17 protein-coding genes are annotated in these 18,238 nt (G+C 62.6%); 9 read left to right on the plus strand and 8 right to left on the minus strand.

Annotated features, from left to right (window positions below; genetic code table 11):
• Positions 1–71 precede the first annotated feature (71 nt).
• Positions 72–1,634: a winged helix-turn-helix domain-containing protein gene (locus tag ACRARG_RS07600; protein ID WP_432689386.1), complete on the plus strand. Its 1,563-nt coding sequence runs from the start codon at positions 72–74 to the stop codon at positions 1,632–1,634.
• Between the two features lie 79 nt (positions 1,635–1,713).
• Here the strand turns inward: ACRARG_RS07600 and ACRARG_RS07605 are convergent, their stop codons facing one another.
• The 3 genes from ACRARG_RS07605 to ACRARG_RS07615 form a co-directional block, all read right to left on the minus strand.
• Positions 1,714–2,493 (minus strand): SDR family NAD(P)-dependent oxidoreductase, encoded by a 780-nt coding sequence (locus ACRARG_RS07605; RefSeq protein ID WP_432689387.1) that lies wholly within the window; start codon positions 2,491–2,493, stop codon positions 1,714–1,716.
• Between the two features lie 84 nt (positions 2,494–2,577).
• Complete coding sequence (locus ACRARG_RS07610; RefSeq protein WP_432689388.1) at positions 2,578–4,128, minus strand: class I adenylate-forming enzyme family protein; 1,551 nt, start codon at positions 4,126–4,128, stop codon at positions 2,578–2,580.
• Between the two features lie 5 nt (positions 4,129–4,133).
• Positions 4,134–5,306 (minus strand): acetyl-CoA acetyltransferase, encoded by a 1,173-nt coding sequence (locus ACRARG_RS07615; protein ID WP_432689389.1) that lies wholly within the window; start codon positions 5,304–5,306, stop codon positions 4,134–4,136.
• Positions 5,307–5,411: 105 nt separating this feature from the next.
• On the opposite strand from ACRARG_RS07615, the gene ACRARG_RS07620 reads away from it, so the two are divergent.
• Positions 5,412–5,990 carry a LuxR C-terminal-related transcriptional regulator gene (locus ACRARG_RS07620; protein ID WP_432689390.1) on the plus strand — a complete coding sequence of 193 codons (579 nt, stop codon included), beginning with the start codon at positions 5,412–5,414 and terminating at the stop codon, positions 5,988–5,990.
• An 18-nt stretch (positions 5,991–6,008) separates the two neighbouring features.
• On the opposite strand, the gene ACRARG_RS07625 is transcribed toward ACRARG_RS07620, so the two are convergent.
• Positions 6,009–7,601, minus strand: coding sequence for an FAD-binding oxidoreductase (locus ACRARG_RS07625; RefSeq protein WP_432689391.1), 1,593 nt, complete (start codon positions 7,599–7,601; stop codon positions 6,009–6,011).
• A 176-nt stretch (positions 7,602–7,777) separates the two neighbouring features.
• On the opposite strand from ACRARG_RS07625, the gene ACRARG_RS07630 reads away from it, so the two are divergent.
• From ACRARG_RS07630 to ACRARG_RS07660, 7 genes are all read left to right on the plus strand, one after another.
• Complete coding sequence (locus ACRARG_RS07630; RefSeq protein WP_432689392.1) at positions 7,778–8,563, plus strand: IclR family transcriptional regulator; 786 nt, start codon at positions 7,778–7,780, stop codon at positions 8,561–8,563.
• Positions 8,564–8,753: 190 nt separating this feature from the next.
• Positions 8,754–9,908, plus strand: a complete 1,155-nt coding sequence (locus ACRARG_RS07635; protein ID WP_432689393.1) for an ABC transporter substrate-binding protein — start codon at positions 8,754–8,756, stop codon at positions 9,906–9,908.
• Between the two features lies 1 nt (position 9,909).
• Positions 9,910–10,797: a branched-chain amino acid ABC transporter permease gene (locus ACRARG_RS07640; protein WP_432689394.1), complete on the plus strand. Its 888-nt coding sequence runs from the start codon at positions 9,910–9,912 to the stop codon at positions 10,795–10,797.
• Between the two features lie 3 nt (positions 10,798–10,800).
• Positions 10,801–11,703 carry a branched-chain amino acid ABC transporter permease gene (locus ACRARG_RS07645; protein WP_432689395.1) on the plus strand — a complete coding sequence of 301 codons (903 nt, stop codon included), beginning with the start codon at positions 10,801–10,803 and terminating at the stop codon, positions 11,701–11,703.
• Positions 11,700–12,506 (plus strand): ABC transporter ATP-binding protein, encoded by an 807-nt coding sequence (locus ACRARG_RS07650; protein WP_432689396.1) that lies wholly within the window; start codon positions 11,700–11,702, stop codon positions 12,504–12,506. The genes ACRARG_RS07645 and ACRARG_RS07650 overlap by 4 nt, the downstream gene beginning before the upstream one ends.
• On the plus strand, positions 12,499–13,194 hold the full coding sequence (locus ACRARG_RS07655; RefSeq protein ID WP_432689397.1) for an ABC transporter ATP-binding protein: 696 nt from the start codon (positions 12,499–12,501) through the stop codon (positions 13,192–13,194). Before ACRARG_RS07650 ends, ACRARG_RS07655 begins: the two co-directional genes overlap by 8 nt.
• 123 nt (positions 13,195–13,317) lie before the next feature.
• The gene (locus ACRARG_RS07660) at positions 13,318–14,292 is read left to right on the plus strand and encodes a calcium/sodium antiporter (protein ID WP_432689398.1); all 975 of its coding nucleotides are present in this window, start codon (positions 13,318–13,320) and stop codon (positions 14,290–14,292) included.
• A gap of 63 nt (positions 14,293–14,355) precedes the next feature.
• On the opposite strand, the gene ACRARG_RS07665 is transcribed toward ACRARG_RS07660, so the two are convergent.
• The 4 genes from ACRARG_RS07665 to ACRARG_RS07680 all read right to left on the minus strand — a co-directional run bounded on the left by ACRARG_RS07665 (position 14,356) and on the right by ACRARG_RS07680 (position 18,029).
• On the minus strand, positions 14,356–15,243 hold the full coding sequence (locus ACRARG_RS07665) for an isocitrate lyase/PEP mutase family protein (protein ID WP_432689399.1): 888 nt from the start codon (positions 15,241–15,243) through the stop codon (positions 14,356–14,358).
• A 22-nt stretch (positions 15,244–15,265) separates the two neighbouring features.
• Positions 15,266–15,793 (minus strand): 3-isopropylmalate dehydratase small subunit, encoded by a 528-nt coding sequence (locus tag ACRARG_RS07670; RefSeq protein WP_432689400.1) that lies wholly within the window; start codon positions 15,791–15,793, stop codon positions 15,266–15,268.
• Between the two features lie 10 nt (positions 15,794–15,803).
• The gene (locus ACRARG_RS07675) at positions 15,804–17,060 is read right to left on the minus strand and encodes a 3-isopropylmalate dehydratase large subunit (RefSeq protein WP_432689401.1); all 1,257 of its coding nucleotides are present in this window, start codon (positions 17,058–17,060) and stop codon (positions 15,804–15,806) included.
• Positions 17,061–17,123: 63 nt separating this feature from the next.
• A complete protein-coding gene (locus ACRARG_RS07680; protein ID WP_432689402.1) occupies positions 17,124–18,029 on the minus strand; it encodes an MBL fold metallo-hydrolase in 906 nt (301 codons plus the stop codon).
• Positions 18,030–18,238: the final 209 nt, after the last annotated feature.

The following is an 18,238-nucleotide window of genomic DNA, read 5'->3' on the forward strand; positions in this document are numbered from 1 at the left end:
AAGCCGGCGGCGCAAAGCTTTGCGTCGTTTCGGCGGATCAATGGTGCTATGCTGCAAGGGGAGGAGCCGCCTTGCGCCTGTTCAAACGAAATGTTCTGAAATCGTCCGAAATCGCGCTCGGCGCGGCAGTCGTCGATCTGGACACGGGGCGGCTCAGGGACCGCTCTGGCACGGAAATCGCATTGCGCAACAGATCCCGCGACGTCCTGCGTTGCCTGCTTGTTCACAGGAACCAAGTGGTCACGCGGCCAGTCCTGATCGCCGCCGCGTGGCATGTCAGCCATGTCTCTGACGACAATATCTCGCAATCCATTGCCGATATCCGCCGCGCCATTGCGGATACCGACAAGCGGATTTTGGAAACCATACCCGGGCGGGGCTATCGGCTTGTCATACCTGAACCAGACGCGGCGACCCAGCGCGCCCGACACCGCAGGCTGACCCGCGCCGCCGAAGCCGAAATCGAAAAGCCGGGACAGGCGCCGGTCATTTTGGTGCACCCTTTTGAAAACCTGTGCCGGAACCGGAGGTTGCCCTCCGAATTCCGCGCTGTCCTGACCGAAGCCATTGTCACGGCTCTGGCCCGCTACCCGGAGCTGACCGTACGAACAGCAGGCCCCGCCAGCGGCCGTGCGCACTGGTCATCCACTGCCGATGCGAATTTCAGCTTAACCGGCTCTTACATGAGCGACGGAACCTGTGTCCGCGTCGTGATCCGGTTGCTGGTGACGCATTCCGGCTCCTGCATCTGGACCGAGGAATTCGACTTTGATCTCGCAGAGCTACTGACATTGACGCGGCTCGTCGGACGGCGGGTCGCCGGTTTTCTGGGTGCCCGCCTTATCGACATGGCCGAGGCGCGGCTCGACCGCGGTGAAATCAGCGCCATGCTGATCGAAAATGCGGCGCGCAGCCGTATGATCCGCCACCGATCCGCTGAGGCGCTCCGCCGCAATATCCGCGACCAACAGGCGGCGCTGGACCGGTTCCCCGATGCGGCATGGGGGCATTTCGGACAGGCGCTGGCATACCGCACGGGGATTGATGCCGGTTGGCTGCCCCATGACACCGACAAGGCGGTGGAGCTGGCGCAGAGCCATGCATCCCGCGCGATAGCTCTCGCCCCCGAAAATTACCTCGCGCATTACGCGATCGGAAAGACGTTGATGGGAATGAGACAGCCGGCACGCGCCGTTTCGGCCTATGAACGCGCGGGACAGCTCAACCCGTCTTCCACAATGGTTCTAAAAGGGATGATCAACGCGCACCTTCACCTCGGTGATCTGGGTGCCGCGCAGGACTGCATTTCACAGTGCAGAGCCATTGCTTCGGGAGGCGATCCCGAACTGGACTACCTCGATGCCAGGCAGCAATGGCAATCCGGCGAGACGCAGAGCGCACTGAACGGCCTGACCACAATCGCCACCCCGACCCCCGAAAGCACCAAGTTGACCGCGATCCTGCAGGCGGAACTCGGTCAAATCCGGCAGGCTCGTCAGACCCTGTCGGATTTTGCGGCGCGGCATCCGGGATGGACAATGGCAGATGAAGCAAAGCTCAGGCAGGCACGCGGCGAACCCTTGGATCAGGCTCAGCGCTGGATGACCGGGTTGTCGGCAGCAGGCATGGCGTGACCCTGTCCCCCAACAGCTTCGCACCGCCGGCCATGCCACGACGCGGACGCACGAAGGATGCGGCCAGCCCGGACCGGCCTCAAAGCTTCAGCTCAGCCGTCTGCAACATGCCAGACGCCAGATAGCCGCCGTCCACAGCCAGGGTCTGGCCGTTGATATAGCGGGCCTGCCGCGACAGCAGGAATACGATCGCGGCCGAAATATCCTCCGGGTCGGCCAGATACCCGGCCGGGATCATCGGCAGCAGCGACGCCTTGGTCTCCGCATTATAGACGGGCTCCGTCATGGCTGTGACGGTGGGGCCGGGGGCAACCGCATTGGCGGTGATCCCGTACCGGCCCAGCTCCAGCGCCATCTGGCGCGTCAGCCCGTTGATCGCAGCCTTTGAGGTGCCATAGGCGGCGCGGCCGACCCCGGCGCGGTAACCAGATACGGATGACAGGTTCACGATCCGGCCAAAACCGGCGGCCTTCATGCCCGATGCCGCGCGCTGAGCACACTGGAAACTGCCGGTGACATTGACGTTCAGAACCTGTGAAAACGCAGCCTCGGGAAAATGCTCGAACGGCTCCACTTTCAGGATACCCGCGCTATTGACCAGCGATGTCACCGGCCCTTTCCAGTCCTCCGCGGCACCAAAGGCGCGATCGACTGACGCAGCCTGTGTCACATCGAGCTCGACGCCCAGCCCCTCTCCGCCTTTGGTCCGGATATGGGCCAGCGTCTCGTCGATCCCGCGCGCATTGACATCCGCCACCACAACAGGAACGCCCGCGCCCGCCAGGCTTACGGCCACGGCCTGACCGATCCCCGAACCACCGCCGGTAATCAAAGCAACACCAGTGTCAAAGCTGAACATCTCTCCCCTTCCCTTTCGCTTTCGCCCCATGTCCGGCCAGACAGACGGATCAGGGTCGACATGTATCTTGATCCCGAAATCCGGTCAGCCGCGTGACGGGACCGCCTTCTGATCCGCCTGCTCTCTCAGATCGGTCTTGAGAACCTTGCCGTAGCTGTTCTTGGGCAAAGCCTGCACAACCACATAGCGTTTCGGCTTCTTGAAAGAGGCGATCTGCCTGCGGCACCAGTCGTCCAGCTCCTCGGTCGCCACATGGCCTGCATCCGCAAAGACGACAAAGGCCACGACTTCCTCCCCCCACTCCGGATGCGGGGCGCCGATCACCGAAACTTCGTAGACGGACGGATGGCTCTGGATCGCCTCCTCAACCTCGCGCGGGTAGATGTTTGTCCCGCCGGAAATGATGACGTCCTTGCTGCGGTCGGTCAGCGTCAGAAAGCCGTCGGCATCTATCCGGCCCAGATCCCCTGTGCACAGCCAGCCATCGCGCAACGTATCTGCCGTGGCTTGATCATTGCGCCAGTAGCCGGCCATGACCGTATCGCCACGCACTACCACCTCACCGACCTCGCCCGGCGGCAGGCTGCGCATCTGCTCGTCCACGACGCGGACCTCGACACAGGACTGCGCCACCCCGACAGAGGCCCGCCGCGCGGCCTGGCCGGGCATGCCGTCGCCCAGCACCATGGCACGGTTCATGGCCGTGATCGTCATAGGGCTTTCACCCTGACCGTATATCTGAACGAATTTCGGCCCGAAGACAGCGAGCGCCTGTTCCAGATCGGCGACATACATCGGACCGCCGCCATAGATCACCGTGCGGATACCCTGGCCGCGGTACCCCGACCGGTTAGCCTGCGCGATCAGCCGCTTGACCATCGTCGGGGCCGCAAAGAACACCAGCCCGCCAAGGCGCTGCGCCAGGTCCTCGATCTCGGCCGGGTCAAAGCCCTGCGAGCGAGGCACAACATGACAGGCGCCGACCCGGACGAACTGAAAATTATAAAGCCCGGCGCCGTGCGACATCGGAGCAGCGTAAAGCACATGATCCTCCGGCAGCGCCGGGTCCACATCGAGCGTATAGCTCGTCGCCATCATCCGCAGATTGCGATGTGTGGTCATGACACCTTTCGGGCGCCCCGTCGTCCCGGAGGTATAAAAGAGCCACGCCACCGCATCGTCGGCCACGTCAACCGGGGCCCGATACCCGTCGGGACTGGCCTGAGACACGGACCGGACCAGACCCTCTGACGCAAGGCCAATCTCCGTACATCCGTCCGGCAGCGCCTCCGCCCCGTCAAACACGTCACCACCCGCGGTAAAGACAAGCCGCGCCTCGGCATTGCCGATAATCCAGTGCGCCTCGCGCCGGTGCAGTTTGTGGTTGATCGGCACAACCACCGCGCCGATCCAAAGCACCGCGTAAAGCAGCTCAAGATATTCCGGGCAGTTCTTTACAAAGATCGCGATCCGGTCGCCCGGTTCCACCCCATGCTCGGCCCTGAGGAATTCGCCAATCGCCCAGCTGCGGAACGCCAAGGCGCCATAGGTGGCATGCAGATCGTCGCCGAACCGGATCGCCGGGGCATCGGGCCGGACGCGCCCGCTCTGGTGCAGCCAGGTCGCAAGGTTCATCGCGGTCAGGCTTTCTGGCTTTCCAGCACCGACACATAATTGGCCACGGCGGCACCGCCCATATTGAACACAAGGCCAAGCCGGGCATCCGGCACCTGGATATCCCCGGCCTGTCCGGTCAGTTGGCGGAACGAAATCGCATGCATCGAAACGCCCGTCGCGCCGACAGGATGCCCCTTGGCCTTGAGCCCGCCGGACAGGTTCACCGGCAGGGCTCCGCCCCGGTAAACCGTGCCCTCTTCCAGCGCGCGATGCCCCTGTCCCTTTGCGGTCAGCCCCATCGCCTCGTATGTCAGCAGCTCCGCGATGGTGAAACAGTCGTGCACCTCCGCAAAATCCACGTCGCCCGCCGTGACCCCGGCCTCCTCGAACGCTTTGCGAAAGGCCAGCTCCGGTCCTTCGAAGGCCAGAAAGTCCCGCCGCGACATCGGCAGGTAATCACTGACATGAACCGCGGACCGAAACCGCACCGATTTGGGAAAATTCTGCGCGTTTTCTTCTGTCGTCAGAACCAGCGCCGCCGCGCCGTCCGTTACCAGAGAACAATCCGTCAGACGCAGCGGCGGAGCGATCTCCGGGTTCTTGTTGCTGACCTGGCTCGCCTCTTCGAAGGTGAACTCGCGACGCATATGCGCCAGCGGGTTCAGCATGGCATTGCCATGGTTTTTGACGGAAATCCGCGCCATGGCGTCCAGCGGGCTCTGATACCGGTCGGAATAGCCGCGGGCGGCCACGCCAAACACCTGCGGAAAGCTCAGGGACTTTTCCGCCTCATCATTCTGATACCCGGCGCCGGCCAGCGCGGTTGTGACGTCTTCGGTTGTCCGATGCGTCATTTTCTCGGCCCCGACAACCAGCACGGTCCGGGCCTGACCGGCGCGGATCGCATTGATCCCGGCATGGATCGCGGCAGAGCCGGAGGCACAGGCATTTTCGGCCCGGGCGGCGGGCACAAAGCGAAGTTCGGGAAAGGCCTGATGGATCAGCGAGGACGCAAATCCGTCCGACACCATGCCGGAGTTGAAATGCCCGAGAAAGACCGCGTCAATCTCACTGGGATCGATCTCCGCCTCCGCGACAGCCTCGCGGGTCGCGGCCACGATCATCTGTTCCAGCGTCTCCTCCAGCCGGCCGAATTTTGTATGGCCCGAACCGACGATGCATATGGTGTCTGTCATGATGTCTCCTCCCGCTCCTGCCCGCCATGATGCCACGTTGAACCGTCTGGAAAAATCCGTGAAACTACGTAGAGAACTACGTGGAGCATCAGAGAGGTTTCCGCCGTGACTTCAGGGACCGATATCTCCTCATCCCAACAGGCCGCCCTGCTGGCCTTCCGGGAATCTCCTGTCGCGCATCTGGTGCTGCGATACCGGCGGATCGTCGAAATCAACGGCGCAACCGAAAGGATGTTCGGCTTTGGGCGCGCCGATCTGGTCGGGCGTTCGGTTCAGCGCCTCTACCCGTCGACGGCGGATTTCAGACGTATTGGCCAGCTGTGCGAAAACGCCCTGAAGCTTGGCGGCACAGCCTATTACGAAGACGAGCGGTTTATGCAGACGAGTGATCAGGAGGTCTTTTATGCCCGCGCCCGCGGGATCACCCTGTCCCCCAAAGACCCGTTTGCCCTGATGATCTGGTGCTTTGAAAAGATTGGTGACCGCCCCTACCGCTCTGTCCAGCTCACGCCGCGGGAACGCGAAATCGCCCCGATGATCGGCAACGGCATGACATCCAAGCAGATCGGCCAGAAACTGGGCATTTCGCACCGGACGGTGGAGGTTCACCGCGCCAAGCTCATGAAAAAGTTCAATGTGCAGAACACCGCTGAACTCGTCTCGCAGATCGTGGTCGCATCCTGACAGCGCCATCGTCTGGGCTCAGAGCCCCAGCGCACCGGGATTCATGAGCCCGGCAGGATCGACCGCAGCCTTGAACGTCCTGAGCAGCGCCGCGGTTTCCGGTTTCAGCACTGACTGGAAGGGATAGTCCCGCGCGACCTGCCAGTTCACTCCGCCCAGCCCGATATACAGATCCTGCGTCGCATTCCGAAGCTCGATAACTGCCCGGCGTGCAGTTTCATTGGCGGAGCGCCTGCTCCAGTCCGACTGGACGGCCTTGCCGACCGATGCGACATGAAGCGGTGTCAGCTCATCCTGCCAGTAGAAGGCCGGTTCGATAAAGAATTCGGCACCAACCGTCATTGTCATGACTGAATAGGTGATCCCGGCGCCGGCCATCTCCTCCGCGCGATCAGCAAAAAACGCATCGTTCGCTTCGACGACATCCTGCGCCATGGACAGAGGAAAAACCGCGTGAATCGGCACCCAGCGTTCTCCGTCCGCACCCAGCATGCCCCTGACCGGGCCAAAGGGGCGCGCCCGCATAACCCGCGGCACGCTGTCCGGAAGCGCGGTGCCGTTTTGCGCCCCGATTTTGGACAAGGCAGCCAATCTGGCGTCGCGCTCCGCTGGGCTGAATGCTTCTGTCACGATGTGCAGAGTGTAAGCATGCCGGTTGATGAAATCGAGTCCGGAGACTGCGACCGCCGCCGCGTCCTTCAGCCCGCCCAAAAAAGATTTGCCCTGACCTGCAACATGTTCCAGCGCTGTCAGATTTTCAGATATCCGGTTCACACTGGCAGAATGGCGCGCCTTGTTCCGGTCAATTCCGAACCCTTCCGCAACAAGCCCTGTCCGGGCCATCTGGACCTGGGCATCGGCCATCGCGGCCAGAGTGTTGAACCCGAAAGACAGGAATCCCTGCTCCGGCGGCTGCGGGATCAGGGATAATGTCGCCCCGGTCTTGATCCCCATAGCGCCGTTGTCGCCCAGAAACATGCCGGTCATATCCGGCCCGCCATATCGTGTGAAAGGCCGGGTCGCCTGCCGCCCTCCCGACCCTGTCGTGACAAGCTGACCATTGGCCAACACAACGCTGACCCCCATCACCCAATCGGCCACCGTTCCATTTTGCGCCGAGCCAAAAAAGGCACTGTTCTGAGACAAGGCCCCGCCGATTGTGGCATTCAGACCGGACAAAGGCCCCCAGTACCCGGTCCGCAGGCCTGTGCCCTTCAATGCCGCGTTCAGATCAGCCCAGGTCACGCCGGCCTCAGCCGTAACAAACCTGTCGGGCGCGTTGACCTCTGTCACCCGGTTCAGCTGACGCATATCCATGATGATGGCATCCGTCCGGTCGGGCAGATACCCCTTGGTGTAAGACATGCCGCCGCCCCTTGGCACGACCGATAGCCCTTCGCCTGTGGCCAGCGCGACGGCATGCGCTGCCTCCTGCGCGGTCCGGGGAGAGACGACGGCAAGCGGGACGATCCCCGGCTGCCAGAACACGTCATTCGCATAATAGGTCCGTGTCTGCAGGCTGGCATCTACGATGTCCTCGCCCAACTCACGGGACAACACGTCCAACGCGAGAAAATCATCGGCCCGGATATGGGTGTTAATATCAGTCATTGCGGCGCCTCCCCTTTGCCATTTCCAACGAAAACGGAGCTCGGGAGATATGTCAACTGACAATACTCATGTCACAATGCAACACGATATTCCGGCGCATATTCCTTTTCGATGTGCATTTCACCCTGTAACATCAGCTGGACTCCGGTGCTCCGGAGGTTCTGGAAAGGTCGCCGATGATAGAACAGGAAAAAAAGAGTTCCGTCCCCAATGTCCGTGCGGTGACGCGCGCACTGGACGTCTTAAACTCATTTGCTGGCAAAGGATTGCAGTCGCTGGCAGAGGTCAGTTCACAAACAGGACTGGACAAGGGAACAACACGCCGCTTGTTGATCACCCTGATGGGACGCGATTTCATAAGTCAGGACCCAACCACGCATCAATACCGTCTTGGCCGGGCCATCCGTGAACTTGCCGCGAATGTTGAGCATTCGCAGGATCTCCGCGCAATTGCACGCCCGGCTCTCGAAGATTTGTCAGCCGCGCTTGGTGTCACGGCCTTCCTCTCTGTCTTCAAGGAGGGCGCGGCTGTCTGTCTGGATCGTGTCCACGACATGCGCGGAATCGAGGTTCATTGGTGGGCTGTGGGCGGCACCCTGCCCCTGAACTGTGGCGGCGCGCCCAAGCTTTTCCTCGCATACCAGCCCGAAGACCAGATCGAACATCTGTTTCGCGGTTCGATGCAGCAGATGAGCCGGAAATCCATCATCGACTTTGCGGAATTGCGCGCGCACCTGAACCTGATCCGCCGTCGCGGCTGGGAATGCGCCGTAGACGACGTTGTGGAAGGACTGACCGCGCTGGCCGTGCCGGTCATGGGACATGACGGCCTGCCGGTCTGTTCGATCTCCATCGCCGGACTTACCCCTCAGATGGTTCGCGACGGTGAGCCAGCCTATCTGAAACAAGTTCAGCAAACTGCCGGGCGGATCGCGCAACAGATTGGACAAGGCCCGGCCTGATCGTTTCATCTGTTGACATGCTTTTTGCCAGTTGACTTACCAGATGAAACTTGCCACGCTCCTGCCTATGCCGCACCCTGTGCGGACAAGGGAGGAAGGATCAGCGCCCACAGGGCGCCCCGGCGCCGGATTGGAGGATCCGGCGCTCCCTCTCTCTGTCCCGGCGGGCTGGGCACAATGGGAGGAAAACATGAAACTTGGAAAGCATTTGAACACGGCTGTCGCGCTTGGCGTCGCGGCCGGTCTTACCCTTGGCGGATCGGTTGCCGCCGCGCCGGACGCCGGCGAATATCGTTTTGGCATTGTGAGTGATGACACCGGCCCGCTGGCCGCGGCGGGCGTCTCGTTTCACAATGGCGCAGACCTCGCCGTGGAAGAGATCAACGCAAACGGCTGGGCCGGCGAAGGCGTCACGATAAACCTTCAGGTCAAGGATAGCGGCAGTGACGCCGCCCGCGCGGTTCAGGCCATGAACCAGTTTGGCGCGGATCGCCGGGTTCTGGCCGCAACCTGCTGCATTCTAAGCTCTATTGCCGCAGCGGTCAGTCCGATCGCAATGAATTCGAAGCTGCCTCTGGTCATCTACGGCGCAACCCGGGACGGACTGCCGCAGGAACCCTTTGTCTCCTCTGTCGTGGCGCTGCCCGGGCCACAGGAAGTGGCCTTGTCTGAAAGGCTCGTCGCCGACCTCAAACCAAAGAGCGTTGCCTATTTCTTTGCTGGCGACAACGACATCTTCATGGCCCGCGCCAAAGCGATGCAGGAGGTTCTGGCAGGTGCCGGCGCTGAAACCGTTGCCGAAATCACGACACTCGGGAATGACACCGATTTCACCGGCCCGGCCACGCAGGCCATCGCCACCAACCCGGACATGATCCTTGTCATGACAACGCAGCAGGCCGCCGTGGGTATCATCACCGCCCTGCGCCAGCGCGGATACGAGGGGCAGATCGCGACCTCCGAAGTGATCTCTCCGCCCGCCATTTTTGAAAAATCGGGCACCACCGTGGCCGGCATCCCCTTTGCCCTGTCCTTTCAGCCTGGCGTGTCGGACAGCGACATGGCCGTCGGCTTTATCGAAGCCTATCAGACCAAGCATGGCAACCTGCCGGATGTCTACGCAGCGCAGGGCTACACCGCGATCCAGTTGATCGCCCAGGCCCTAAAGACGCTTGACGGCAAACCCGAAAGAGAGGCCCTGGCGAAGGCGATCTGGGCCACCAAGAGCATCGACCACAACCTTTACGACGGCCAGGAGATCGAGAACGGGCAAGCGCGCACGCCGCAAACCCTGATCGTCAACTGGACGCCAGAAGGCCAGATCGAACTCTGGGGCGCCGACTGACATGATCCTGTTTCTGGAGCAGCTGATTAACGGCATCTCGCTGGGATCGCTCTACGCGCTCTTCGGCATCGGCTTCGGCCTGGTCTTTGCCACGCTTGGCATTCTCAATGCCGCGCATGGCGCCTACGCAAGCTGGGCCGCTATCCTGGGGTATTACTCCGTCAACTGGTTCGGCGTGCCCTTCCCGGTGGCCGTGGCCATCGGTGTGGCCGGGGGCGGGATCATCGCCGTCATCGTCGACCAGGTCGGGTTTCAGCCGCTCCGGAACAGGAAGGGAGGCATGCTGGGGGCACTTATCACCTCCATCGCCTTCCTGATCATCCTCGACGCCCTCGCCGGAGAGGCGACAGGGCACCAGAGCTGGGCCTTCCGGCCCGGCGAATACCCGGATGGCCTGATCTCCATCGGCGCAATCCGGGTACCGGAGATGCAGGTGATCATCATCCTCGCGATGCTTATCGTTGGCATAGGCATTCACGCCATGATCCAGCATACCCGCATCGGTGCCGCCATGCGCGCCGTGGGCTGGAACGAGGAAGCCACGGCGCTTTCAGGCGTCAATGCGCGGATGATCATCCTGCTGACCGCCTTCCTGGCCGGGGCCACCTCGGGCCTGGCCGGGGTCCTGGGCGGGGCGGCCACCTCAAATATTAGCTACATGCTGGGCGAGGGGCTGCTGCTCAAGGGCTTTGCGGCGGTTGTCGTCGGCGGGTTCAACGACGTTCGTGGCACTATCATCGCCGGCATCCTGCTGGGCATCAGCGAAGTCTTCGTCGCACAGTACCTGTCTTCGACCTTCCGCGATGGCTTTACCTATATCCTCCTCCTGACCTTCCTGTTCTTCCGGCCGCGCGGCCTGTTCGGGAGCGGCAACTTCGTGAGGGCCTGAACCTTGGAAGCACTTGAAAACTTCTGGTACGCCTATTCGGTCACCATCGCCTTCTGCCTGGTGAACTCCTTCTTCGCCCTCAGTATGTACGCGGTGCTGTCGGCGGGGATCCTCAGCTTCACCACCATCGTCTTCGCGGCCGTGGGCGGCTTTTCCGCCGCCCAGCTGATTGCCCTGACGGGCAGCCCGATCTGGCTGGCCTTCCTCGTCGCGGGCCTTGCCGGCGCGCTCGCCAGCGCTTTACTGGCCGGGTTCTTCCTGCGGCTGGAAACCCACTGGATGGCGCTGGCCTCGCTTGCGCTGGTGCTGATCACGCGGGTCACTGTCCTGAACACCCCCACCCTGACCGGCGGCGTGAACGGCCTGCTCGTGCCAATGCGGGTATCGGTGCTGGAGCTGCTGGTCTGGCTGGCCCTGGCCGCGCTCGTCTTCTACCGACTGCACCACTCCTGGTACGGGCTTGCCACGCGGGCCGTGCGCGAGGATCCGGCGGCGGCCGGGACCATGGGCATCTCTGTCCGGCGCATCCAGCTGATCGCCTTTCTGATCTCAGGCGCGGTCGGCGGTATCGGCGGTGCGGGCATGGCAACGACGCTGCAATATATCTCTGCCGATACCTTCTTTCTGGGCGCGGCCTTTACCATGATCGCCTCTACCGTGCTGGGCGGGTCGTTTCACTGGATGGGGCCCATCGTCGGCGCCTTCATCTTCACCGCGCTGCCCACGACGATGCAGGCCATCGTACCGGCGATCCAGGATGTGGCGAAAGGCGTCGTGCTTCTGGTCATCATGATCTACCTGCCCCGCGGGCTGGTCGATCCGCGTGCCCGCAAGCTGCGGCGCGCCGCCCGTGACCGTGAAGCCAGCCGCAGCACACCCCTGACCAAGAAGGAGGCCGCCGAATGAGCGCGACGCTGACAGAGCTCCGCCCCGACACGACGGCGTTGCATGACCTGCGCGAGGTCACGATGCGCTTCGGTGGCGTGGTCGCCGTGAACAGCCTGAGCATGGGCATCCCCCGCGGCGCCGTGCACGGGCTGATCGGGCCGAACGGGGCAGGAAAAACGACTGTGATCAACATGATCACCGGCATGTTCACCCCGACAGAGGGCGAGATCCATTTTGATGGCACCCGCACGGATGGGCTGCCCACGCATGATATCGCAGCCCTGGGCATCGCGCGGACCTACCAGAACGTGCGCCTCTTCAGCGGTATGTCGGCGCTGGAACAGGTCATGACCGGCTGCTACCTCGGTCGCGACACCGGGCTGTTGCAGTCCTTCCTTGGCCTGCCCTCCAGCAAGGCGGCGTGGAAACGCTCCCGCCAGCGGGCGCTCGCGCTGCTTGACCGCGTCGGCCTGGCCGACCGCGCCGACGAGCTGGCGGAAACCATGTCATACGGGGAACAGCGGCGGGTGGAGATCGCCCGCGCGCTCGGGTCAGATCCCAAGCTTATCCTGCTCGATGAACCCGCCGCCGGCATGAACCAGTCAGAGGCCTCAGAGATCGGCAGGCTTGTGGTGGAGCTGCGCGACACAGGCCTCACCGTGCTGATGGTGGAACATAATATGAGCCTCGTCACCGAGTTCTGCGAAAGCTGCACGGTCATCAACTTCGGTCAGAAGCTGGCCGAGGGCGACCCGCGGACCTGCCTCGCCGACCCGGAGGTGCAGGCCGCTTACTTCGGACGGAAGAAAACCCATGCTTGAAGTCAGCAAACTCAGCGCCAGCTACGGCGCGATCCGGGCCGTGCGCGGGATCGACCTCTCGGTCGGCAAGGGCCGGCTCTGCGTTATCCTCGGCTCCAACGGGGCGGGCAAGTCGACCACCCTGCGCTCTATCGCCGGTCTGCACCGGCCGATCGAGGGGAAGATCACCCTCGCCGGACACGATATCTCCCGCCGGTCAGTCCATCGTGTGGTGCGCGCGGGCCTCGCGCTGGTCCCCGAGGGCCGGATGGTCGTGGCCCCTCTGACGGTGGAGGAGAACCTGACCCTCTCCACCTTCTCGGGCCGCAACAACGACCCGGCGATCCTTGAGCGGGTCTACACGCTCTTTCCCCGCCTGAAGGAGCGGCGGCGCCAGCATGCCGGGCTGCTCTCGGGCGGGGAACAGCAGATGCTGGCCATCGGCCGGGCGCTGATGACGCGACCTGAGGTGCTGCTGCTGGACGAGCCATCCATGGGGCTGGCGCCGTCGGTCGTCGACCTCGTCTTCGACGCCATCGTCGAACTGCACCGGCAGGGGCAGTCTATCCTGCTGGTCGAACAGAACGCGGAACTTGCCCTGTCGGTCTGCGATTACGGCTACGTCATGCGGCGCGGCGAAATCCTGGTGGAAGGGCCGCCGCAGGACCTGCGGGAAAATCCGGAGGTTCTGGAAGCCTACCTGACCTGACCCGCCTGCCCCGAAGGTGGCCTGTCTGGATGCGAAAATATCCTTCCCGTCCCGGCTTGCGAAGGACCGGCGGCCACGCCATCTCTCACCGGCACCGTCCCTGGTGCACGGAGAGAACCAATCATGACTGAAACCTGGGTTCCGCTTCTGGGCGGACTGATCCTGCTGGTGGCGGGCGGAGAGCTGCTGGTCCGTGGCGCAGTGGAGGTCGCCGGACGCATCGGTATCTCACCCCTCGTGATCGGTCTGACGCTGGTCGGTTTCGGCACCTCCATGCCGGAACTGGTGACCTCCGTTCAGGCGGGGCTGGGGGGGTCTCCCGGTATCGCCTTTGGCAATATCGTCGGGTCCAACATCGCCAATATCCTGCTGATCGCCGGGGTCTCTGCTTTGATCTGCCCCATCCTTGTCGCGCGGTCCGCCCTGCGGCGGGACGCGGTGGTGATGGTGTCGGTGGCGCTGGCCTTTGCCGGACTTGCTGTACTTGTGCCGATGGGGCGCGGTCTGGGCACAGGGCTGCTGGCGGTTCTCGTCGGCTACATCTGGTTTGTCATCCGGCAGGAACGCGGCCCCTCCGGCGGCGGTGCGGTCCATGACAAAACCGTCGCTCTCACCGGCGCCGATCCCGCGCTGACCCCGCAGGCCGGTCAACGCAGCGTCGCCGTCCCGCTGCTGATCGCCGCGGCGGGGCTGGCGCTGGTCATTCTGGGCGGGTCCTTTCTCGTCAGCGGGGCGGTCGCGATCGCCCGCAGCTTCGGCATATCGGAAACCGTGATCGGCCTGACCATCGTGGCCGTAGGGACCTCCATGCCCGAACTCGTCACATCCGTCATCGCCGCGCTGAAACGGCAGGGCGATGTGGCCTTCGGCAATGTCGTCGGCTCCAATATCTACAACATTCTTGGGATCGGCGGTGCGACGGCGCTGATCGCTCCCTCGACCGTGCCGGCCCAGATCCAGCGATTTGACGCTCCGGTCATGGTTGGCGTCTCGGGTCTTCTTCTGGTTTTTGCCGCAACCGGGCTGCGCATCGGACGCAGAGAGGGCGCGGTGCTGGTGCTGGGGTATCTGGGATATGCGGCGCTGCTCTGGCCCTAGACACGGGCTGCCCGAAGGGGGGCCAATGCGCGGCCCCCCTCTTGGCACCGGGTGCCGCCCCGGTCAGGCGGCGCGCGTCTTTGCGTCAGTTTCCAGGTATTTGAGCTGAAGTTCCTCTACCTCCGGGAACCCGATCATCTCGATGAAGTCGAGGTGATCCATCCGGGCGTGCGGCAGGTTCTTCGAGGTGAGATCCCTGCGCAGCTGTGCCAGATTGTCGGCCATTGCCTGCGCCGCGGTCATCAGCGGCACCAGCGCGAAGGTCGCCATCCCGGCGACGCTTTCGATCTGTTCAGGTGTCAGGTCCTTCTCCAGCCAACCAAGGATCTGGAGCGACAGCGGTACGCCCGCAGCCTCCCGCAGGGCCTGCAACTGCTCGAACGTCTTGAAGCAGGCGCTGATCGGCTGGATCACATCCGCGCCCGCCGCCACGTACATTTTGGCACGACGGATAGCATCTTCCGGTGTCGCCGCATCGGTCCGCGCAATTATCACCATATTCGGGTCGCGGCGGGCTTCCACGGCAGCTTCGATCTTTTTGGCCGCTTCCTCCGCCGGGATGACCTCAACACCGCTGACGCAGATCGGGCAACGCTTGGGCGCCACCTGGTCTTCCATGATGACGGCGCAGACGCCGGTGTTCTCGAATTCACGGATCGAGCGCATCGCGTTGATCGCATTGCCATAGCCCGTATCCATGTCGGCGATCACGGGGATAGAGGTCGCGTTGACCACATTGCGCACAACGCCCGCGTTTTCTGTCATCGTGTAAAGCTCCGCATCGGGCATCCCCAGCAGGGACGCTGAGACGCCGAAGCCCGATGTCATGACCGCGTCGAACCCGGCCCTTTCGATCATCTTCGCGGACAGCGCGTCATAACAGCCGCCCGTCCAGATCGTCTTCTGTGCAAGCAGGCGCTCCCGGTAACCTTTTCTCAGATCATTGGTCATAGAGTTTCCTTTCAGTGACGGGTCATTGACTGGGCTGCGCCGCATCGTCCTGCGGGCGTTTAAGGTATCCGATCAGCCCGCCATGGGTGAGCATCGCGCGGTCTGCATTCGACAACGGATCGATGGGCAGGGTTGTGCCAGTCGTCAGGTTGCGAAATTCATTGGCATCCCAGTCGACCTCCACCTCGTCCCATCGGCTGACATGCGACAGCACGCCGGGACAGGTCGCCTGCGGGAACCCCATTGAGATCTCTCCCCGCCAGTAGCCGGGCGAAAAGCTCTCGCAGACGACCCCGGCAATCCCGAGGTGCCGCATCGCCTTCATGGGCGGATAATGCGGGTGGCCGTAGCCGAAATTGTGATTGCCGATCAGAATGTCGCCCGGCTGCACCTTGCTGGCGAAATCCGGATCGTAGCTTTCCATCGCGGCAGCGGCCAGTTCATCGAGATCCTGGATCTTGATGTTCTTCACGCCGACGATCTGGTCGACGTCGAAATCCTCTTCCTCGAAGATAAAGGCGACGCGACCGCGCAGGTTATCCAAACTCATCGCGCCCTCCTCACAGATATTTCCGCGGGTCCGCGATCTTGCCTTCAAGGGCAGAGGCGGCAACCGTCGCGGCATTGCAGAGGTAAATCTCGCTGTCAGGCGAGCCCATACGCCCCCGTACATTCAGCGTACCCGTGGAGACCGCCCGCTGGTTCGGGGACATGGTTCCCATCCGTCCGAAACAGTAGTCACAGCTCGGGGCCGAGACAAAGGCACCGGCTTCCGCCAGGATCGACAGGTAACCGCGCCGACCGGCCTCGGCCATGATCTCCTGACTGGTCGGCACCACGTTCAGCTGGAAGCCGGGCGCCACCGTCTTGCCCTCAAGGATCTGCGCGGCCACCGCAATGTCCTCGATCCGGCCCGAGGCGCAGGATCCGAGGTAGCCAAGATTGAGGTCGAGCCCGAGATAATCCTTTAATTCCCGCGTATTTGACGGCGTCGGCGGGATAACCACCAACGGTTCGAGGTTCGACATGTCGATGTCATGAACAATCGAATATTCAGCATCCGGGTCCGAATAAACCGGGTCCAGCTTCTTCCGGGCGCGAGGCAGGGCATAGTCCAGCCGCTTCTGGTCCGGGTTGACGATGGCCGTCACAGCCCCGGTAAACATGGCAAGCCCGGTGATCGTTTGGAGCCCCTCGGTCGAGAGCTGATCCAAACCCGGTCCGCCGATCTCCAGCACCTGAAACCGACAGGAGGCTGGCCCCATTTCCCGCACGAGGTGGTGGAAGACATCCCGCGCCATCACCCCTTTCTGCAGCGTTCCGTGCAAGTTCACGCGCACCGTCTGCGGCACCTTGATGGAGATACGTTCCTTGACCAGCGCCTCCAGCAGATTGCGCCGGATGCCCATGGCGAGCGTTCCGAAGGTCCCGAGCTGGCTGATATGGCCGTCGAAATGCACCACGAAGGCGCCCGGGACGGCATAGCCGACCTCCGAGGCGACCTGATGCCCGATACCCCGCCGTTCGAACAGTGGCACGTCGTTCTCCTTGCACCACTGACGGGTGCCGATGTGCAGCTCTTCCTCCTTGGGCGTGCAGGCCGGAACCATGTGGTCGATGAACATGGCGTAGCGCTCGGGCTCCGCCACCTTCTCGATCCCGAAATCCTCTTTCATCTGCTTGAAGTAAACGTCGGTATAGCCGGGAAAGTCATAGGCATGCACGTAGTCCGGCTTTGCCATGACCTCGTCGCCGGCCTTGACGTGGTCGCGGTCGGATACGCGGGCAAGGATTTTTTCGACAATCGTATATCCCATCGGGACCTCGTTCTTTCTGCCGCCACTGGCGGCCTGTCTGTGCCGGCTCGGTCGGCAGGCCGCTCAGGCCACGCGGGCCTCCGGAGTTTCGGTAACAAAGGTAAATCCGGCTCCGCGCCGACGTACCCTGATGGCATGAGGCCATCCAAAGTGCATCGGCAGCACCAGCGCATTCCGGTCGGCGGCCCATGCCAGCAACGACCGGCGGGTGGCCTCTGCTGCAACCGGATCTTCGCAAAAGCGGCTTGTCACATGTGGTTCATATATCTGGATCGGATGATGCAGCACGTCGGCCGAAACGACAAAAGCGGCGCCCGGTTCGTCATGACACAACATCAGCTGCGTCGCCGTGTGCCCGGGGGCGGCCTTCACAGTGAGGCCGGGGTAAATCAAATCACCATCATCGACAAAATCTACGACGCCCGCCTCGACGCAGGGTGTAACGCTGTCCGCAATGACCGCCACATTGTCGGGAAAGGCCACAGGCCCTTTGCCGCCCGGCGCCCAATGCTCATATTCCGCCCGTCCGAAAATATATCGTGCGTTCGGAAAAGTCGGGACCCACCGCCCTCCGGTGTCGCGGGTATTCCAGCCCACGTGATCAATGTGGAGATGGGTGCAGAATACGATATCGACATCGTCTGGCGTGACGCCCGCTGCGGCCAGGTTTTCCAGATAGGGAAGGTCGAGCATATGGAACCGTTCAAAAACAGGCAATGCGCGCGCCTTGCCGTTCCCCGAACAGCTATCCACAAGGATGGTCGTTTCGCCGTCCCGGATGAGCCAGGAGTGGATACTGCTCCAGGACCGACCGCTGGCACGGTCGTAAAAGCTGTCGCTGCCGGCATCCGGGTGCCGGTCGAACATGGTCTGCTCAAACCCTCTGAGCATGAATTCCGGAGAATAGCCCGGTTCGAGCACCTCTTCGATCCTCTGAATCGAAAAGGGGCCCAGCCTGAATGCCGTCATGTTGATCCTCCCCAGACAACGCAGCAGCTGTTGAAATTGGTACGTCGCTCGGGCTGATGTGTCAACAAGCAAACATAATTTCACACTGTGACACGACTGGAGATCCGACTAGGAGATTGCGCATCACCATACGGGGCGCAGTGTTTTCGGGCGCAAAACGGTGGATGACCCTCTCTGTCCAGCGACTGGATGGCGCCTTGGAAGGAGCG

It is taken from the genome of Pseudooceanicola profundi (genome assembly GCF_050897955.1).
Classification (GTDB): Bacteria; Pseudomonadota; Alphaproteobacteria; order Rhodobacterales; family Rhodobacteraceae; genus Pseudooceanicola.

Coding starts and splice junctions, on each gene's coding strand:
- ACRARG_RS07605 (WP_432689387.1), bottom strand. CDS start 2,493: ATGTTCAGCTTTGACACTGGTGTTGCTTTGATTACCGGCGGTGGTTCG.
- ACRARG_RS07610 (WP_432689388.1), bottom strand. CDS start 4,128: ATGAACCTTGCGACCTGGCTGCACCAGAGCGGGCGCGTCCGGCCCGAT.
- ACRARG_RS07615 (WP_432689389.1), bottom strand. CDS start 5,306: ATGACAGACACCATATGCATCGTCGGTTCGGGCCATACAAAATTCGGC.
- ACRARG_RS07625 (WP_432689391.1), bottom strand. CDS start 7,601: ATGACTGATATTAACACCCATATCCGGGCCGATGATTTTCTCGCGTTG.
- ACRARG_RS07630 (WP_432689392.1), top strand. CDS start 7,778: ATGATAGAACAGGAAAAAAAGAGTTCCGTCCCCAATGTCCGTGCGGTG.
- ACRARG_RS07635 (WP_432689393.1), top strand. CDS start 8,754: ATGAAACTTGGAAAGCATTTGAACACGGCTGTCGCGCTTGGCGTCGCG.
- ACRARG_RS07640 (WP_432689394.1), top strand. CDS start 9,910: ATGATCCTGTTTCTGGAGCAGCTGATTAACGGCATCTCGCTGGGATCG.
- ACRARG_RS07650 (WP_432689396.1), top strand. CDS start 11,700: ATGAGCGCGACGCTGACAGAGCTCCGCCCCGACACGACGGCGTTGCAT.
- ACRARG_RS07655 (WP_432689397.1), top strand. CDS start 12,499: ATGCTTGAAGTCAGCAAACTCAGCGCCAGCTACGGCGCGATCCGGGCC.
- ACRARG_RS07660 (WP_432689398.1), top strand. CDS start 13,318: ATGACTGAAACCTGGGTTCCGCTTCTGGGCGGACTGATCCTGCTGGTG.
- ACRARG_RS07665 (WP_432689399.1), bottom strand. CDS start 15,243: ATGACCAATGATCTGAGAAAAGGTTACCGGGAGCGCCTGCTTGCACAG.
- ACRARG_RS07670 (WP_432689400.1), bottom strand. CDS start 15,793: ATGAGTTTGGATAACCTGCGCGGTCGCGTCGCCTTTATCTTCGAGGAA.
- ACRARG_RS07675 (WP_432689401.1), bottom strand. CDS start 17,060: ATGGGATATACGATTGTCGAAAAAATCCTTGCCCGCGTATCCGACCGC.
- ACRARG_RS07680 (WP_432689402.1), bottom strand. CDS start 18,029: ATGACGGCATTCAGGCTGGGCCCCTTTTCGATTCAGAGGATCGAAGAG.